Genomic DNA, 18,086 nt, shown 5'->3' with positions numbered 1-18,086 from the left:
GGTGTGTCCGGAGTCAGGATGCGTCCGTCGCGGACTGCCCGTAGTGATCCCACCCATCGCTGCCTACGGGGCGCTTCCCGTCCACTGTCACCCCCGCGCCGGCCGATCCCGCGCCGCTCAGGACCGAACCGATCACGATGCACCCGGCCGGCGGGGTCACTCCTGGGGGAAGGCAGGCGACCAGCGGGTGATCCTCGCCGCCGCCGAGTACCCAGCGCAACGGGTCCACATCAAGGGCGGCCCCGGCCGACCGCATCGCCTCGTCGATCAGGAAGGCTTCCGACGCGAGATCGATGGACACCCCCGAGGCCACGGCGATGTGACCGAGATCCGCCACGAGACCGTCCGAGACGTCGCACATGGCGTGCGCGCCCGCGGCGGCGAGCACCGGCCCGAGCGCGTAGGGCGGCCGGGGCCGGCGGTGCGCCGCGATCAGTTCCTTCCATCTCGGGTCGTCGACCCATCGGGAGTCGCCGGCTGCCGAACCCGCCGTGAGTAGGGCCAGCCCCGCCTGGGCCCACCCGAGACGACCAGCGAGCACCACGGCATCGCCGGGCCGGGCGCCCGAGCGCAGGACCGGCGGCCGGCCCTGCAGGTCACCGAGCGCGGTCACCCCGAGCATGATCGAATCCGCGGAGCTGACGTCCCCGCCGGACACGGAGGCACCGGCCTGCGCGCATTCCTCGGCCATTCCGTCGGCCATCGCCAGGGCCCAGTCGACCGCGAGGTCGCCGGGTGCGGCGAAGCCGAGGAACAGGCCGGTGGGCCTCGCCCCCATCGACGCCACGTCGGCGAGGTTCTGCGCGGCGGCCTTGTGCCCGACATCCACCGCGGACGACCAGTCCCGGCGGAAGTGGCGTCCTTCGAGCAGCAGGTCGGTGGTGACGACCACCCGACCGTCCGGGGCGGCCAGCACCGCCGCGTCGTCCCCGGGGCCGACCAGCACGTCCCGTCCATGGGAGAAACGCGCCGTCACGGCCTCGATCAAGCCGAACTCGCCCAGATCGCGCAGCGTCGCCCCCGCCGGGGGTCTCCCGTGACTTCCCATTCGCCATATCCTCCAATATCTAGATGATCTAGATATTCCATCCTCAGGCGGAGTTTCCCGACCCCGCCGCCCGCCGGACCGACCGGACCAACCGGTCCCGCGGCTTCCGGCCGGAGGCGGCACCGACGGGTGGATGGTGGCGAGTCCGGGGCGTGCCGGATGCGGCCCTGGCCGCACCGCCTACCCGGAAACAGCGGAATGACCGTGATCGCAACGTCTGCGTCACCTTCCCGACATATGCTGCTGGAAATCTGACGCGCGTGCGAAGCCAGACCTGTCCGCGTGTATGTTGTCCGCGGCCTGCCGTGATCCGTGGGGTCGGTCAGCCGCGCGCCCAGGCGATCCGGCCCAGCGGAGGTCCGCTGACCAGGCATCGGTCCAGGTAGGGTCGGGTGGCGCTGCAGCCTGGCCGAGGAAGGATCGAGGGACGGCACTACCTGCCCTCCACCCCCGAGACCATCAGATGGGGTGAGCTGCCGAACGCCCTGACCAGGCCGGTTCTCAGTATCGACTCCRGCGCCACGGTCACCTTCGACACGGTCAGCCAAGAGGGGATCCTCTGCGACCAGGGGCGCGATCCCGACGCCTTCTTCGCCGGTTTCGGGGTCGCGCCGTCGGAGGTGCTGGCCGACGCCCGGGCGATCGCCGCTTCGGGTATCCCGCACCGGTTCGGGGTGGACGGTCCCCACATCGTCACCGGACCGGTGTTCATCCGGGGCGCGGAACCGGGGGACGTGCTGCGGGTTGAGGTGGTCTCGCTRCATCCCCGCGCACGGTATGGGATCGTCTCGACCCGCCATGGCGCGGGCCTGCTTGCAGGGGAGTTCCCCGAGGGGGGGCCGCCGGACGCGGACGCCGACGCCCGCCATTGGCGACGCTTCCGCACCGTTACCACCTTCTGTGCGGTGGAGCGCCGGCGGGGCCGCCTGTTCGGCGCCCTGACCAGCGTGAACGGCAGCAGGACCCGGTTTCCGTTGGCGCCGTTCCTGGGCATCATGGCGGTCGGCGTGGACACTACCACCAAGATCGTCCCCTCCACCTCGATCGGTCTGCAYGGCGGCGCCCTGGACTGCCGGGAACTCGGCGCGRGCGCGCGGCTGTTCCTGCCGGTCCAGGTGAGCGGCGCGTTGTTCGCCGTCGGCGATCCGCATTACGCCCTCGGGGACGRGAAGATCGGTGCCACCGCCCTGGATGGCCCGCTACGGGCGACGCTGCGGCTGACCGTGCTGCGTGACACGGCGGCCCGGTCGGTTCTCGGCGCGCTGCGGGAACCGTTCATCGAGACCGACACGGCCTGGGTCACCCTGGGGCTCGACGTTGACCTCGCCGAGTCCGTCCGCCGCGCGGCGCGGTCGGCGGTGGTCTTCCTGCAGAGCCGGGTCGGGCTCGACCGGACCGAGGCGCTCGCCTACCTGTCCGCCGCGGCCGACTTCGGGGCCTGCCAGCTCGGCACCGGCACCCAGAGCGCGTTCTGCCGCATCCGTCGGGCGGACTTCACCGAACTGCCGATCGCGAAGCCGCGACTKCCGCGATCCGGACTCGTGCGGATCGTCGGCGTGGGCRACTCGGAGACCGAGGACCCGACGGATCCGGAACACGCCGCGGAGAAGACGCCGGATCGGGCCGACGAGAAGATCGGTCGCGCGGTGCGGATTCACTGGGCCGAGCCGGCCGGTGCCTCACCCCCGATCGACGCGGAAGCCGGCGGCCCGGACACCCCGTGACCGGCCGGGCGCCGGAGCAGGTGTCGAGGCATCCCACGACGATCACGATCCCGACGTCCTGCCGGCGCCGTTCGAACCGGACGGGGTGACCGGGCCGCCGGCCTGACCGACCCGTTCGGCACGCGGGGAGCAGTCTCCCCCACCGGCGCCCGGGGCCGTGCCCGTGCCTCGCCGGAGGGCAGGGGCCGAATCACGGGCCGAACCGCGCGGATCGGCGTCCGGCGGTGCGTCGTCGAGGCCCTCCAGATCGGACAGGGCGATGGGCCGCCACCGGTGCAGCGCCTCGTCGGCGCTCGCCCGGACGGTGGAATGTTCGACGCGGGGGAGGCCGGTGGCGGCCTCGTCCCGCAGTCCTCGCGCCCCGGTGTTCACGGGCGCGATACCGGCSCTCGCCAGCCGCGGCCACAACGAGGCCAACGCGGCGTCGGCGTCGAGTTCGAACTCGGACTGGCGGACCCGCCAGAACCGCCAGCCCGCCCGGCGCAGCTCGCGCTCCCGGGCGAACTCGTGCGCGATCTCGTCCGGACCGGAGCCGACGTCCCCGTCGCACTCGACGGCGAGCCGGGCCCGACCGCCGGAGACGACCAGGTCGACCCGCCGACCGTTGATCTCCACCTGCGGGGTGACCAGGTAGCCGCGGCCGACGATCTCCCGGAAGACCCGCTGTTCGAACAGGGATCCGAAGGCCGGATGCGGACGGTTGGTCGGCACTTCGGCGAGTGCCGGGGGCTCCTCGCCGCGGCCGCCGGCCGCCGGGTGCGTCGTGGACAGCACGTAGCTCAGATAGTTGTGCCGCAGATCGCGAGGGTCAAGATCGGTGACCGGTACGGAGTGGAACAGCCAGACCTGGTCGCGGGCCCGGGAGGCCGCGACGTTGAACCGCCGCTGGTACTCCAGCCGGGTCAGCGGGGTGATGCGCGAGTCGGGCGCCACCACCAGGGACAGGAAGACGACGTCGCGCTCGTCACCCTGGAAGTCGGCGGGGACGCCCACCCGCAGCCGTCGACGCTGGTGCTCGGCGGCGGACATCCGGTCGGCCAGCTGGTCGCGGATCAGCGCCGCCTGTGCGGTGCCCTGTGGGACGACGACGCCGAAGGAGAGCCGGGCGTACCGGGGATCCTCGGCGCAGGAGAGCACCTGTGCGACCAGGGCATCGGCCTCGGCCGGATTGCGTGGACCGAGGCCCGCGTCCGTGGTGAAACCGTGGGGAACGAACCGGGCCACCAGCGGCGGCAGCCGGTCGGCGCCAAACTGGCGCAGGGGAAGCAGCGGCGCGTCCCGGTAGAACATGGCCGACGACCACTCGATGATCTCCGGCATGCACCGGAAGTGCTCCCGCAGCCGGATCACCTCGCCGAAGCGGGTTCGCAACAGCGTGAACAGGCTCGACCGGGGGGTGAACCCGACGCGTAGCCACGCCGGCACCTCCGGCAGCAGGGCCTCCAGCCGGTCGAAGACCCGGTCGAGCTCGTCCGTGACCTCCACCGGCGGCGTGCACTKCCGGTCGTCGCCCACGACGATCACCCGTGGGGCGAGCCAGAGCAGGAACAGGCTGTCGAGCCCGGCCTGACTGCCTTCGTCGACGATCACGACGTCGAAGCTGTCGCGCACCGCCGGGATCGTCGACAGCACCTCCCGGATCGGCATGACCCAGGCCGGCACCGCCGTCTGGGCGATCTCCATCGCCTCCCGGGCGGCCTGGCGGAAACGCTCGGCGTGGCGGCCGCCGAAGGTGCCGCTGGCCGCCACCGCGTCGGCATAGGCGCGCAGCGCGGCCGACTGCTCGGCGCCCATCCGTTCGAGGCAGTGTTTCCACGCGCGGGCGCCGGCCAGCTCCGCGGTGGCCGCGGCGACCATGTCCTCCGCCGCGTCCAGCTCGGCGTCCAGATCGACAGGTGGTCCAGCCGGGCCGCCGGGGGCCGTGGCGGCGCCGGGGGCCGTGGCGGTCAGCCAGCTCGCGGCCACCGCCCAGGACCAGGCGGTCGTGAACGCCGCGAGCCTGGCCGGCCAGATCTCCGCTCCATTGGGCCGGGTCGCGCCGGCCGTCGAGACGAGGAGATCGGCGAGGTCGGGATGCGCCGCGCGCAGCCGGCCGAGCAGCTCGTCCCGGCGCAGCGCCACCTCCCGGGCAGCCATGGTGGTGGCGAGCGCGGCCCGGGTCCGCGTGTACGCGGCCACATTGCGGGCCGCTACCGCGCCGGCCAGCTCGGCGACCTCGGACGGCGTGCCCGCCGCGGTGGCAAGCCCGGYGTAGCCCTCCCGCAGTTCCCCCAGCGCCCGCTCGGCGTCGGTGGCGGCTGCCATCGGGCGCAGCGCGGCCATGACGGCCGCGAGATCCCGGACGCGCTCGGCGGAGTCCATCGCCGGTGCCCGGCCGGGCACGATGTCCTCCAGGATTGCCACGACCCGGTTCCGCGCCGCCACGATCGCCTGGATCTCCGTGACGGCCTCCTGCGCCTCAACCAGCCGGGACAGGCGTACCTCGAAGGGATCGGTGGGCCGCGGCGCGATCCCGACCAGGACCCATCCGCGGGTCGCGGCCTCGACCGCGACCTCCGCCCGGAGCCGGACGAGCACGAGATCGAGCAGCTCCGGGGTGGTCGGCGCGACGCCGTCCACCAGCGTCCGGGTCAGCAGCGTGTCCGCCTCCTTCTGGACCTTCGGCCGGAACCTGCGCCGTAGCTCGCCCCCGGCGTCGAGGTACTCGCGCAGTGCCTCCCCCCGGGCGAGCAGGGCGGCGGGGTCGAAGCCCGGATCCGCCGGGGAGCCGGCGTCGGCCGCCGAGGCGGAGCCGTCCGGGGAGGCGGAGGTCGGAAGGGCGACCGCGTGCAGACCGAGCTCGGTCACGTGCCGCGTCGCCTCGGCGATCATCGGCGTGGCCGCGGCCACCTTCGCCCAGAGGACCCGGTCCCGGCCGGCGAGGGCGTCGTCGAGGGCCGCCGGAACCCAGTGCCGTCTGTTCGACCGCTGCCCGCGCCCGTCGAGCTCCTCGAGCGCGCGGGAGAGGCTGGCGACCGCCTGCTGTAGCGGATCGAGGGAGACCACCGCGGGATCGACGGCGGCGAGCGTGTCGAGGAGACCCCGGGTCGCGGGACGGACGGCCGCGCGGGCAAGGCGGACCGCCTCGTCGGCCGCGCGGGCGGTGGCCACCAGGTCCGCGAACCGCTCGGCGGGTAGGAATCGGCTCATCTCGACCACCGGGCCGGCGGACCGGTCCGCGCCGACGTCCTGACCGGATCGCACCTGACCGGATCGCACCTGACCGGATCGCAGCAGGGCGTGGAGCTCCAGCGCCTCGGCGTCGGTCAACGGCGGGGGAACCGGCGCAGGGCCGACAGACCCGGACCCCGTCGCCGTGGTCCTCGCGGTGGTGGTGGCTGCCGCGCTCCGGGGCACGGGCCGCGGCAGCCACCGCGACGCGTCGGCCTCGGCCCGGACCCGCGCCGCGATGCTCGCCCGCGTCCCGCCCCAGCCCGCGGCCACCTCGCTGTCCGGATGCACCGTGTGCTCGGCCAACCGCAGGGCGCGGGCCCGGTCCGCCAGGACATCGCGGGCGCGGATCGCCTCCTGCCGGCGCGCGGCGGCCCGCACGATCCGCCGGTCGAGCGCCTCGGGGTGATAGGTGGCCTTCTCCGCGGCCAGGGCGCTCACGCTCGCGGCGAGCTCGGGGGAACCCACGCCGATGCCGCCAAGCTCGTCCGCTTCGTCTTCGGCCCCGGCCGGGGCGGGGTCGAAGACTGCGTCGGGCCGGCCGTCCAGGTCCGCCCCCGCGTTCCCGGCCTGGTCGACCGGTGCGTCGCGCGCCTCCTCGGTATCGGTGAACGACACGCACAGCCGCTGCAGGTCCGGGGGCAGTTTCTCCCGCAGGACCYGCAGGGCTTGCGACTTCTGGCTGGTGACCAGAACCCGTTGCCCCTCCGCCAGCAAGGCGCAGACCAGGTTGGCGATCGTGTGCGTCTTGCCGGTGCCGGGCGGGCCCTCGACGACGACGCCGTTGTCGTGGCGAAGCCGCTCCAGCACCCGGGCCTGCTCGGGACTGGCCGGGAGCGGGAGCAGCGGGTCCGCACCGAGTTCGGCGCCGCTCGTCGCTCCCTCTGCCTCGAGCCAGGCCAACCGGTCGGCGGCGTCGAGGGTCTCCACCAGCTGGACGAGGCCGAGCGGCGGAGGTCCGTCACCCCGCAGGACGTCGAGCATCCGCTCGTAGTAGGTCAGCAGGGCGGCCTGGTCACGGGTGCGCAGGACGAAGGCCGGGGCGAAGGTCACCCGCGGGCGTGACGCGCTGTCGGGCGCGGGCGGCGCGAGGTCGGGTTCGAAGCCGTCCGTCGGCACGTCGAGCGCCAGCGCCAGCCAGTCCCGCAGCAGCCGGATGTCGTCCGGACCCAGTGGCGCCGACGGTCGTCCCCGCAGGCGCTCGTGCAGCGCGTTCGTCCGTTCCCGGCGGAAGCCGGCGATGCCGTCGAGTAGCGGGCCGTCGGCGAGGCGCGTGGTGGCCCCCGCCGGGACCCGCACCCTGATATCGGAGGTGACCGGGTCGATGTCGCAGGTCAGCCGGGTGGTCAGCAGGTGCTCGCGGACGGTGGGGCCGCCCGGTGGCTGCCAGGTCAGCAGGCCGGTCGCCAGCACGAGTTCCAGCGCGTCACCCTCCTGGGCCACCCGGGCCGCGACCGCGTGCAGCGTGTTGTGCAGATTGCGTCGCTCCGCGTCAACGCGCGCGCGTGTCGCCCAGAGCTGCCATCGCGGCAACCAGGCCTGGTAGGCCGCCGCCGCGGCGGTCTGCTCGGCGGCGGTCTGCTCGGCGGCGGCGCCGTTCCACACCGGCGGCTGGTCGGGATCGGCGCCGGCCGCGTCGGGCAGCACGATCTGGCCGGCGAGGATCGCGGGCGGTGGCGGCGGTGGGGGTAGGACGGTGGCGGCGGGGGCGGTCAGCAGCACCTCGCCGGCCCCGGCGTGCTCGGACAGCGGCACGCCGGCCGGGATGTCGGCGAGCCACACCGTGAGCGGATGCTCCTCGATGGTCCGGATCCGGCCCGACCGGGCCGCCGCGACCTCATGGAGGAACCGCACCAGCCGGTGACAGCGGTCCGCGAGGGCGGCATGCCGCTCGGGGCCGGCGGTCTGCGTCGTCATCAGGACCTCGCTCTGGAGATCCCGGCGCCCGCGCCGGGAGGGAAACGCCGTCCGTCGGTTGTCGACACGTGACTTTCCTCCCGTCGGCGCTGTTCTCCCGATCCGCTCTCCCGATCCGTGGCGCCACCGATCTGTGACGCCCCGTCCGCGAGGTCGGCAGGATGCCGGCATCCTACGCATAATGACGTGCCCCTCTCCGACGGAGCGACAGGAGGGGGTAGCCCGTCCGCGGGGTGCGCCGGGTGCGGGTGCGGGTGCGGGTTCGGGTGAGGTTGCGGCGTGCCGCCGGCGGCATGGTGAGGCGGGTGCGACAACATACGCATCCGTGAGGTCACGGTTCTACGCTGATGTGCACATTCACTCCCGGTACTCGCGTGCCTGCAGTCGTGACTGCGATCTGGAGCACCTGGCCTGGTGGGCGGCACGCAAGGGCATCGCCGTCGTCGGCACCGGCGACTTCACCCATCCGGCCTGGTCTCAGGAGATCGCGACGAAGCTGGTCCCGGCCGAGCCCGGCCTGTTCCGGCTGCGGTCCGATCTTGAGCATGAGGTGCTGCGCACGTTACCGGCCTCCTGCCGGACGGCGACCCGCTTCATGATCTCTAGTGAGATCTCGACGATCTACAAGAGGGGCGACCGGACCCGTAAGGTCCATCATCTTCTCTACGCTCCCGACCGGGAGGCCGCCGGACGGATCACGGCGGCGCTGGCTCGGATCGGCAACCTCGCCGCGGACGGGCGTCCCATCCTGGGCCTGGACTCCCGCGATCTGCTGGAGATCACCCTTGGTGGCGGGGCGGGCTGCTATCTGGTCCCGGCGCACGTGTGGACGCCCTGGTTCGCGGTTCTCGGTTCGAAGTCCGGGTTCGACGCCGTCGAGGACTGCTACGGCGACCTCGCCGACGAGGTCTTCGCCCTGGAGACGGGGCTTTCGGCGGACCCGGAGATGTTCTGGCGGATCTCCGGTCTCGACCGCTACCGGCTGGTGAGCAACTCTGRCGCCCACTCCCCGCCGATGCTCGGCCGGGAGGCGACCGCGTTCACCTGCGACCTCGACTACTTCTCCATCGAGGCCGCGCTGCGCGGCGGGGACGGCTTCGCGGGGACCGTCGAGTTCTTCCCGGAAGAGGGCAAGTACCACCTCGACGGGCATCGCAAGTGCGGGGTGGTCCTCACGCCGGACCAGACCCGGGAGGTCGGCGGACGCTGCCCCACCTGCGGCGGTGGCCTCACCGTCGGKGTCCTCAACCGGGTCGAGGCGCTGGCCGACCGGCGGCCCGGCCACCGCCCCGTCACGGCGCCCGACGTCACCTCGCTGGTTCCGTTGCCGGAGGTCGTCGGGGAGATTCTCGGCGTGGGCCCGAAGAGCAAGGCGGTCGCGGGCCAGGTGACGTCGTTGGTCTCCCGTCTGGGCCCGGAGCTCGACATCCTCGGCGACGTACCGCTCACGGACATCGCTGGGGTCGGATCGCCGGAGCTGGTCGAGGCAATCAGTCGCCTGCGCCGCGGGGAGGTGATCCGGCAGGCCGGGTTCGACGGCGAATACGGCGTCATCCGGTTGTTCGAACCCCGGGAGCTCGCCCGGGACGGTGGCACCCTGTTCGACCTGGGGTCCGGCGCGGCTGGTGGGCAGGACCGGATCGATGCGGGACCCTCCCTCGACGAGGCGCTCGCGGCGCGGGCGCGTCCGGCACCCGATGCCGCGGTGGTGCCGGGGGATGCCGCGGTGGCCGACAGCCAGCTGTTCACGCCGGTTTCCGGCGATACCCCGTCGGTGCTTGACGGGCTGGATCCCGAGCAGCGGCTGGCAGCCTCGCACCTGTCCGGTCCGCTGCTCGTCCTCGCCGGACCGGGAACGGGCAAGACCCGTACGCTGGTCCACGCGATCGCACACCGGGTCGCTGAGCACGGGGTGCCGGCCGGGGAGTGCCTGGCGGTCACCTTCACCCGGCGTGCGGCCGGGGAGCTCGCCGAACGGCTAGCCGGCCTGCTGGGTGACGCCGCGGGACGGGTGCTCGCGACGACCTTCCACGGCCTCGGGCTTACGATCATCCGTGAGCAGCACGCGAAACTCRCCCGGGGCCCGCAGGTCCAGGTCGCGGACGACGCGGTGCGCGTGGAGCTAATCGCCGCGGCACTGCACGGTGAGGGCGACGCCCGAACGCGCCGGCGGGTGGCGGCCGGTGTCGCCGAGCTCAAGCGGCACCGAGCGCTCGGCCAGGCGATCCGCGACCACGACCTGGTCGGGGCGCTCGCCCGTTACGACGCCGCGCTGCGCGATCGGGACATGGYCGATCTCGACGATCTGATCACCCTGCCGCTGACCCTGCTGCGGTCGTCCCCGGATCTCGCCGAGCACTACCAGCGGCGGTGGCGCCACGTCTGGGTCGACGAGTACCAGGACACCGACGAACTCCAGTACCGCCTGCTGGGGCTGTTGTGTCCCCCCACGGCCAACCTGTGCGTGATCGGCGACCCGGACCAGGCTATCTACAGCTTCCGGGGTGCGGACGTCCGGTTCTTCCTGCGGTTCGAGCAGGACTACCCGAGTGCCCGCCCGGTCGCCCTGACCCGCGGCTACCGATCCACCCGCACCATCGTGCGGACGGCGCTCGATGTGATCGCGCCCACGAGTCTGGTCCCGGACCGGACCCTGACCGCCGTGCGGGGCGCCGAGGGCGACGGCCCGGTGCTGCTGCGGCGCTACCGCAGTGAGGCCGAGGAGGCGATCGCCGTCGTCGACACGATCGACGCGGCGCTCGGCGGTACCTCGTTCCACGCGTTGGACTCGGGGGTGGACGGATCGGTCGACGCGGGGTTCTCCTTCGCGGACATCGCCGTGCTCTACCGGACCGCCCGCCAGGCCGAGCCGATCATGGAAGCGCTGGCCACCCGCGGTTTCCCGTTCCAGCGGCGCTCTCATCTCCCGCTCGCGGACGCTCCCGCGGTCGCCGACCTGCTCGCCCTGCTGCAGGACCTGACGACCACGGATCCCTCGGGTCCCGGCGTCCCGCGTCCGGTGTCGGGTCTGCTGCGCGACGCGGCGGCACGGGCCACCGATCTCGCCGAGGCGAGGAGAAGCGAGCTCGGCGCCGTGCCGTCCGACGGGTTTCCCGGCTTCTCCGGCGGACGGGTGCCGACCGAGGCCGAGCTGCGCCTGGCGGTGGAGCTGCTCGCACCGGCCGCCGCAGCGRCAGGCAACGACCTGGCGGGTTTCCTCACGTCGGTCACGCTCGCCGCCGAGGTCGACGGGCTGGACCCGAGGGCGGACCGGATCTCGCTGCTGACCCTGCACGCGAGCAAGGGTCTGGAATACGGCCTGGTCATCATCGTCGGTTGTGAGGACGGGCTGCTGCCGATGCGCTTCGGTCCGGCCGGTGAGGCGCCGGGCGGTGGGATCCCGGGCGGTGGCGTCAACGGAACCGCCGACGGAACCGCCGACGCCGGCACGAAGGACGCCGAGGCGGAGGAGCGCCGACTCTTCTTCGTCGGCGTCACCCGGGCCAGGCATCGGTTGGTCCTCACCTCGGCGGCCAGCCGGCGGCGCGCCGGGTCGGTCGTGACGACCCGTCCCTCACCGTTTCTTGCGGACATCAGGCCGGCTTTGCTGTCCTCTGTCCCGGCCGAGGGCGTCCCGGCCGAGGGCGGGCGGCGCCGGTCGCGCCGGCCGGCACCGGGCAAGCAGTTGCGACTCCTCTGAGCCACCGGGCCGGAGCCGCTGGACCGACACTCGCGCGGCCCGGCGGCTCAGCGCTTGCGCAACACCATCGCGAGGTTCCAGGTCACAATCTCGCGGGCACCGGGAATCCTGATGATCACCTTCGCCCAGTCGGGCAGATAGCGCGGCATCGCGTCGAGGATCTCGACGTCGGACCGCCGCTTCGCCCAGGCGAGGGTGTCGGCCACCGACACCGGAAATAGAGTCTTGCCGTAGATGTTTTTCGGCGCCTTGCCCTTGCGGCGTTCGAACCTCGCCGCCGCCCGGTCACCACCCAGATAGTGCCAGGGTGCGGTCTCGTGGCCGCCCCAGGGGGACAGCCAGTTCGTGTAGCTCAGGAAGATGAGCCCGCCAGGGCGGGTCACCCGGGCCAGTTCGGAGCACATCCGCCACGGGTCGGGGACGTGTTCGAGCACGTTTGACGTGTAGCAGAGATCAACGCTTCCGGAGAGGAACGGCAGGTCCAAGGCGCTGCCCCGGACCCGGCCGGGAACCTCGATGCCACCGGCCTCCATCTCCGAGACGTCCGRCTCGACCCACACGTACCGGGCGCCGGCGTCGAGGAAGGCCGAGCGGAAGTAACCCGGGCCGCCGCCGACGTCGAGGACGAGCTGGCCGGTCAGGGATGTGTACCGCATCAGCTGGCGCACGGAGTCCGCGGCGATCAGCGAGTAGAAGCCAGCCGGGTCGACGGGCTCCTTGCGGTGCGCGAGGAACAGCGTCTTCGAGCGCGACAGTCCGAACCCGGAATAGGGCAGGGCGCGCACCAGCGGACCCTCCTTGGTCCGCTCGCGGGGAGTGGCCGCCGCCTGCGCTCCGCTCGCCGTGCCCGCTCCGCTCGCCGGCACCGGGCCGGACGGGCCGGCCGGCGGCGCGGTCCCGAAAGCCGCGGCCCGGGACTCGCCACCCGGTTCCGGGGTCGCCGCGGAGGGTGTCGGGGCCTGCCTCGAGCCTGCGGGGGGAGCCGTGGAAGCCGCAGCCGTGGACGCGGTGGAGGTCGCCGCGGATGCCGCCGTGTCAGACATGCCGGGGACGATAACACCACGGCGGCGGGCCTTCGGTGGGCGGCGGGAGCCGCCCGGGCCGCCAGTCGGATCCGCCCCGGCCGTGGCGTGGACGCCCGGTCCGCAGTGGCCTCGGCGTCCGCCCGATCTCCCGGCTCCGCTGCGCGGATCAGGGGCATACCACGCTTGTTGTGGAATTATCCGGGCCCTGAGGTTTATTGTTTACGTGTTGAATACTCCTTTGGTCCGTTGGTGCTTCTTCGTTCCCTGAACCCGGCGACGTGTGTTCCCGGCGATCCTGAGGGCTGGTGATGGTGGTAGTGCACCCGGTTCCGCTGGCAGGGCCGACTGCCTTCCGAGAATCTGGACTATCTGGACTATCTGGACTGTTTGGGATGCTAGTGATCATCCTGCCCGCCCGGCCGATCGCCGTGGCCCAGGGCATGGGCTAGGCCGCGGGGATGTCGCAGACCTACGAAAGTCCCGACTTGCCTTCGTCCCCTGTCTCGGCGTTATCGCCGGCCTGGCGACACGTTCTTGATCAGCCTATGGGTATGCGGGCCGAACTGGACCGCCTGCGCCGCCACGCGCCCTTTTACGACGCGACGGTGGACGAGATCGACGGCCGCCGGATACGGATCGGTGATCATTGGCTCACCGATTTCGCGTCGTGCAACTACCTTGGCCTCGATCTCGACCAGGAGATCATCGAGGCGGTCCCGGAGTACCTGGACCGCTGGGGCACCCACCCGAGCTGGTCGAGGCTGATCGCCAGCCCGCGGATGTACGACGACATCGAGCACACGCTCGCAGCTCTCCTCGGTGCCGAGGACGCGCTGCTGCTCCCGACCATCACCCACATCCAGCTGTCGGTGCTGCCCGCCCTCGTGGGCAAGGGGGCCCTCTTCGTCGAGGTGCACGCCCATCAGACGGCACATGACGGCGCGGTCGTGGCCGCGGCCCATGGCGCCGCCGTGGCGCGCTTCCGCGAGGACCGGCTCGACCGGCTGGAACGCCGGCTGCGGACGAGCCCTCACCCCCGGGTGGTGTGCGTCGACGGCGTCCACAGCATGACCGGAAACGGCCCGCCGCTCGCCGAACTCGCGGCGCTCACCCGTGCGCACGACGCCCTGCTCTACGTTGACGACGCCCACGGGTTCGGTGTCGTCGGCGAGCGTGATCCCGCCGCGTCGAGCCCCTACGGCAGCCGCGGCAACGGAATCGTCCGCCATCTCGGCGAGACCTACGACGATCTCGTCCTGGTCGGCGGTTTCTCGAAGGCGTACTCGTCGCTGCTCGCCTTCGTCGCCTGCCCMACGGAGGTGAAGGAGTATCTGAAGTCCACCGCGGGCCCGTACGTCTTCTCCGGCCCGTCGCCGGTGGCGTCCCTGGCGACCGGGCTGGTCGGGCTGCGGGTCAACGCGGAACGCGGGGACGCCATCCGGGCCCGGCTGCACCGCCTGACCAGCCGGTTCCTCGACGGCCTGCGCGGGCTCGGTCTGTTCACGCTCAACGCCAGCGGCTTTCCGATCATAGAGATTCCCCTGGTCGACGCCGCGCAGGCCGAGCCGTTGGGCCGGTTTCTGTTCGAACGGGGGATCTTCGCGAGTGTGGTGCCGTTCCCGGTCGTTCCCCGTGAGCAGGTCGGGGTGCGCATCCAGGTCACCGCGGCCAACACCAACGCCGAGATCGATCATCTGCTGGCCGTCCTGGCCGAGGCGGTCGAGCGGTTTCCCCTGGTGTCGGTCCCGCAGGCCCGCGCCGGCGACTGAACCCCACCTCGCCGAGACAGGCTCCTACCGGGGCCCCCGCATTGCGCCGGAGGCGCCCGACGGCTCTCCCAGGAAGCTCGCCGGAGGCGAGGTGACGGAGACCCCGGACGGCGCCCTAGGCCAGGGGTCCCCGCATTGCGCCGGAGGCGCCCGACGGCTCTCCCAGGAAGCTCGCCGGAGGCGAGGTGACGGAGACCCCGGACGGCGCCCTAGGCCAGGGGTCCCCGCATTGCGCCGGAGGCGCCATGCGGGGCAAGGCGGGCGACCGGATACCGGTCGCGGTCGAGGCGGACGTCGGCATCCCGGACGCGGGCCAGAACGGCGAGGAAATCGGCCCGTGGAATCTCCACCGCACCCAGGTCGATCAGATGCGGGGTCGCGATCTGCACGTCCAGCAGCACCCCGCCGGCCGCGGTGAACCGGGCGTCGAAGTCGGCCAGAGCCACCTTGGAGGCGTCGGTCCGGGTGCGGAACATCGATTCACCGACGAACACGCCGCCGACGCCCACTCCGTACATGCCGCCGACCAGCTCGTCGCCCTCCCAGACCTCGATGCTGTGCGCCCAGCCCAGGGCGTGCAGCTCGGCGTAGCCCTCGACCAGTTGGGGAGTGATCCATTCGGAGGTACCGCCGCGGCGGCAGCCGCGGACGACGTCGACGAAGCGCTCGTCGACGGTGGTGGTCCACCCGCAGTTACGTAGCCGCTTGCGCAGTGTCCGGTTGACCCGCAGCCGGCCGATCGGGATCACCGCCCGGGGGTCGGGGCTCCACCAGGGCAGGTCCAGCCCACCGGGACGGTGCGGGGGCAGATGGGGGATGCGTCGGGCGGCCACCGCCGCCCGCAGGATCTCGCGCAGCCACCCCCCGCCCCCGCGGGTCCCGCTGCTCGCGTCGTCGCTGTCGTCCCCGTGGGCCTCGTCGTCCTCATGGACCTTGCCGCCGTCGGCCTCGCTCGCCGGCCAGGGGAAGGCGCCGGCCCGGTAGGCGCCGATCAACGTCGCCGGATCCAGCTCACCGCCGACGGCGACCGGGGCCTGGCGGGGGCTGCTCAGCAGCGAGAACCCGTCCCATACGGTGGGGCCGAGATCGCGGGGCGGCGCCGTCAGCGCCACGACTTGACCGCCGGCGTCCGATCCGGGGCGACTGGGGCGTTCAGCACGGCACTCTCCATCGTCGGGGAGAGATCGCCGGGACATTCCTCCGTCCGGCCGATCGTCTCCGGATCGATCATGCCAGCCGACGGCGCCCGTCGCCGCAGTTGCTCGGTCACCTGCTCGGATGGGCCCGGATGGCCGAGGAAGTAGCCCTGAGCCAGGTCGCAGCCGAAATCCCGCAGCATCCGCATCGCTCCAGCGGTCTCCACGCCCTCGACGACGATGCGCAGGCCGAGCGCGTGGGCGAGCCCGACCGTCGAACGGACGATCGCCTCGGCCCGGCCATCGACCTCCATGCGTTGGATGAATGACTTGTCCAGCTTCAGCACGTCAACGRGCAGCTCCCAGAGCCTGGCCAGGGAGGAGTACCCGGTGCCGTAGTCGTCGACGGCGATTCCGATCCCCAGGTCGCGCAGCTCCCCGAGTACGGCGGCCGTGCGGACCCGGTCGAGCATCAACRTGGTCTCGGTGATCTCCAGCTCGAGTGCCGTCGGGCTCAGCCCGAAGCCGGAGAGCATGCCGCTGACCTGTTCGGGAAAGCCACGGTCCAGCAGGTCCGAGGCGGACAGGTTCACCGCCACCGCTACGTCGAATCCGGCGGAGTGCCACTGCCGGCACTGGCCCAGGGCGGTCTCCAACACCTCGATGGTCAGCATCCGGATGAAACCGGCCTGTTCGGCCAGGGGGACGAATTCCTCTGGCCCGRGCAGGCCGCGGCTGGGATGCCGCCAGCGGACCAGGGCCTCCACGGCATTTGCCTGCCCGGAATCGAGGTCGACCTTGACCTGGTAGTGCACCTCCAGCTGGCCGGTGCCGAGCGCCGCGCGCAGGGACTCGATCATGTCGAGGCGGACGAGGCTGTTCACGTCGGAGCCGGGACGGTAGGACTCCACGCCGGTGCGGCCCGACTTCGCGGCATACATGGCCACGTCGGCACGCTGCAACAGGATGTGGGCGTCCTCGGCGTGGTCGGGGTACACGGCGGCGCCGATGCTCGCGCCGACGTGCAGGGTCACCCCGCCGACGTCGAAGGGATTGCCGAGCACGGCCAGCACCCGGTCGGCGACGCGTTTTGCGGCCTCGATGTCCGCGTGTTCGAGCAGGACCGCGAACTCGTCGCCGCCCAGGCGGGCATGCAGGTCGCCGGGACGCAGGGCGTCGGAGATACGGGTTCCGACCTGCGCCAGCAGCGCGTCGCCCACCTGATGCCCCAGCGAGTCGTTGATCTCCTTGAACCGGTCAAGGTCCAGCAGGAGGAGGGCGAAGGTGTCCACCCCGGTGGCGCGCTGCTCGGCCTTCGTCAGCCGTTCGATGAAGCCACGCCGGTTTGCCAGGCCCGTCAGCTCGTCAGTGCGGGCCAGCACCTTGCTTTCGGCGAGCTGCTGGACCTCGATGAAGGTGAACGCGGCGCGGGCCAGGGCCGTCAGCACCGTGGCCGCGGCGAGTCCGACGGTGACCTTTGGCAGCTGGACCGTGGCGCCGAGGACGAGCAGACCGAGCGCGATCACGGTGAGCACCAGTGGGACCGCGATGACGCCCCAGCCGGACATCTTGGCCGGTGGGTGCCAGCGCGGTCGCAGCCAGGCGGCCAGGGCCGGCATGAGCACCGAGAACAGCCACAGCGTGCCGAGGAGGCCGGACCCGGGGTCCCTGTCCGTGGTGACGATGACCAGCAGGAGTGAGTCGGCTATCGCGAAGCCCACCAGCCCGATGCCCAGCAGCCACCACACCCGGCCGGGATGCCAGCCCAGCAGGCTGAACACCGTGACGATCAGCAGGATCAGCAGCAGGTCGGCGAGCGGATAGATCAGGTTCACCGTCATCGTCCACGCGCTGTAGCGCGGATACGCGTTCGCCATCGCCACGCCGATGCCGCTGGTCAGCGCGGCCACGCCGAGCAGGCCGACGAGCGCGTCCATCCAGACGCTCGTGTGCAGCCGGAGCACTCTTCTGCGTAGCAGGAGGATGACGGCGACATAGCACGCCGGATAGAAGAGCAGCCAGCCGAGATCGGCCAGCGACGGCCCGAGGTCGTCGTCCTGCCGGCCGGCGACCGCCGCGTTGTAGTAGATCGTCGCGCCTCCGTAGCTGATGAGCCCGGTACCGAGCAGGGCCYAGGGGAGGCGTTCGCCGCGGATCAACACCGCCCGCGCCAGGCAGATCAGGCCCGAGCCGAGGGCGACGCCGTAACGCAGCGACCCGGTCTCGTTGCCGATGTGGGGCACGGTGACGAACGCGGAAACGGACAGGTAGACCGTGGCGACGATCAGGACGAGCTGGGCAATCCGGATCAGACGGAACCGGCACGGGGGAGGGAGAGAGGCGGTCAACCGGTCATCCCCCCGCAGAGTGGTGGAAACCTGTGCACGTGCCCGGCATCGTGCCGACGGCCATCGCCCGGTGCCGCGGCGACAACACCAGCGGCACCGACGGCCGTCTTGCCTCAGGGTGACCCGCAAAGTCATTGATGCAGGTCAGCGGGGTTGTCGAGAGTGAGGATGGCCAGGAGCAGGGCGTTGTCGTGTCGGATTCTGCGGAT

The 18,086-nt window shown here is 72.2% G+C and carries 8 protein-coding genes; 3 read left to right on the top strand and 5 right to left on the bottom strand.

What is annotated here, in order from left to right; all coding sequences use genetic code 11:
* Positions 1-13 precede the first annotated feature (13 nt).
* Positions 14-1,048, bottom strand: coding sequence for a thiamine-phosphate kinase (locus tag CcI156_RS19645; RefSeq protein ID WP_023841781.1), 1,035 nt, complete (start codon positions 1,046-1,048; stop codon positions 14-16).
* Between the two features lie 392 nt (positions 1,049-1,440).
* Between CcI156_RS19645 and CcI156_RS19640 the strand changes: the two genes are divergently transcribed.
* Complete coding sequence (locus CcI156_RS19640; protein WP_076807441.1) at positions 1,441-2,772, top strand: acetamidase/formamidase family protein; 1,332 nt, start codon at positions 1,441-1,443, stop codon at positions 2,770-2,772.
* Between the two features lie 42 nt (positions 2,773-2,814).
* Here CcI156_RS19640 and CcI156_RS19635 read toward each other — a convergent pair whose 3' ends face one another.
* Positions 2,815-7,899: an AAA domain-containing protein gene (locus CcI156_RS19635; RefSeq protein WP_076807439.1), complete on the bottom strand. Its 5,085-nt coding sequence runs from the start codon at positions 7,897-7,899 to the stop codon at positions 2,815-2,817.
* A 325-nt stretch (positions 7,900-8,224) separates the two neighbouring features.
* On the opposite strand from CcI156_RS19635, the gene CcI156_RS19630 reads away from it, so the two are divergent.
* The gene (locus CcI156_RS19630; protein WP_076807436.1) at positions 8,225-11,599 is read left to right on the top strand and encodes a UvrD-helicase domain-containing protein; all 3,375 of its coding nucleotides are present in this window, start codon (positions 8,225-8,227) and stop codon (positions 11,597-11,599) included.
* 47 nt (positions 11,600-11,646) lie between these two features.
* Here CcI156_RS19630 and CcI156_RS19625 read toward each other — a convergent pair whose 3' ends face one another.
* Positions 11,647-12,384 (bottom strand): class I SAM-dependent methyltransferase, encoded by a 738-nt coding sequence (locus CcI156_RS19625; RefSeq protein WP_076807456.1) that lies wholly within the window; start codon positions 12,382-12,384, stop codon positions 11,647-11,649.
* 791 nt (positions 12,385-13,175) lie between these two features.
* On the opposite strand from CcI156_RS19625, the gene CcI156_RS19620 reads away from it, so the two are divergent.
* The gene (locus CcI156_RS19620) at positions 13,176-14,393 is read left to right on the top strand and encodes a pyridoxal phosphate-dependent aminotransferase family protein (RefSeq protein WP_330218996.1); all 1,218 of its coding nucleotides are present in this window, start codon (positions 13,176-13,178) and stop codon (positions 14,391-14,393) included.
* Positions 14,394-14,602: 209 nt separating this feature from the next.
* Here the strand turns inward: CcI156_RS19620 and aat are convergent, their stop codons facing one another.
* Both aat and CcI156_RS19610 read right to left on the bottom strand, forming a co-directional pair.
* Positions 14,603-15,505, bottom strand: coding sequence for a leucyl/phenylalanyl-tRNA--protein transferase (gene aat, locus CcI156_RS19615; protein ID WP_023842058.1), 903 nt, complete (start codon positions 15,503-15,505; stop codon positions 14,603-14,605).
* Positions 15,496-17,877, bottom strand: coding sequence for a bifunctional diguanylate cyclase/phosphodiesterase (locus CcI156_RS19610; RefSeq protein WP_076807434.1), 2,382 nt, complete (start codon positions 17,875-17,877; stop codon positions 15,496-15,498). The genes aat and CcI156_RS19610 overlap by 10 nt, the downstream gene beginning before the upstream one ends.
* Positions 17,878-18,086: the final 209 nt, after the last annotated feature.

This window comes from Frankia sp. CcI156 (genome assembly GCF_001983015.1).
GTDB lineage: Bacteria > Actinomycetota > Actinomycetes > Frankiales > Frankiaceae > Frankia > Frankia casuarinae.
This window is presented reverse-complemented; position numbering and strand designations above follow the sequence as displayed.

Excerpts from the sequence above, each read along its gene's own strand:
- CcI156_RS19645 (WP_023841781.1), bottom strand. The coding sequence starts at position 1,048 with ATGGGAAGTCACGGGAGACCCCCGGCGGGGGCGACGCTGCGCGATCTG.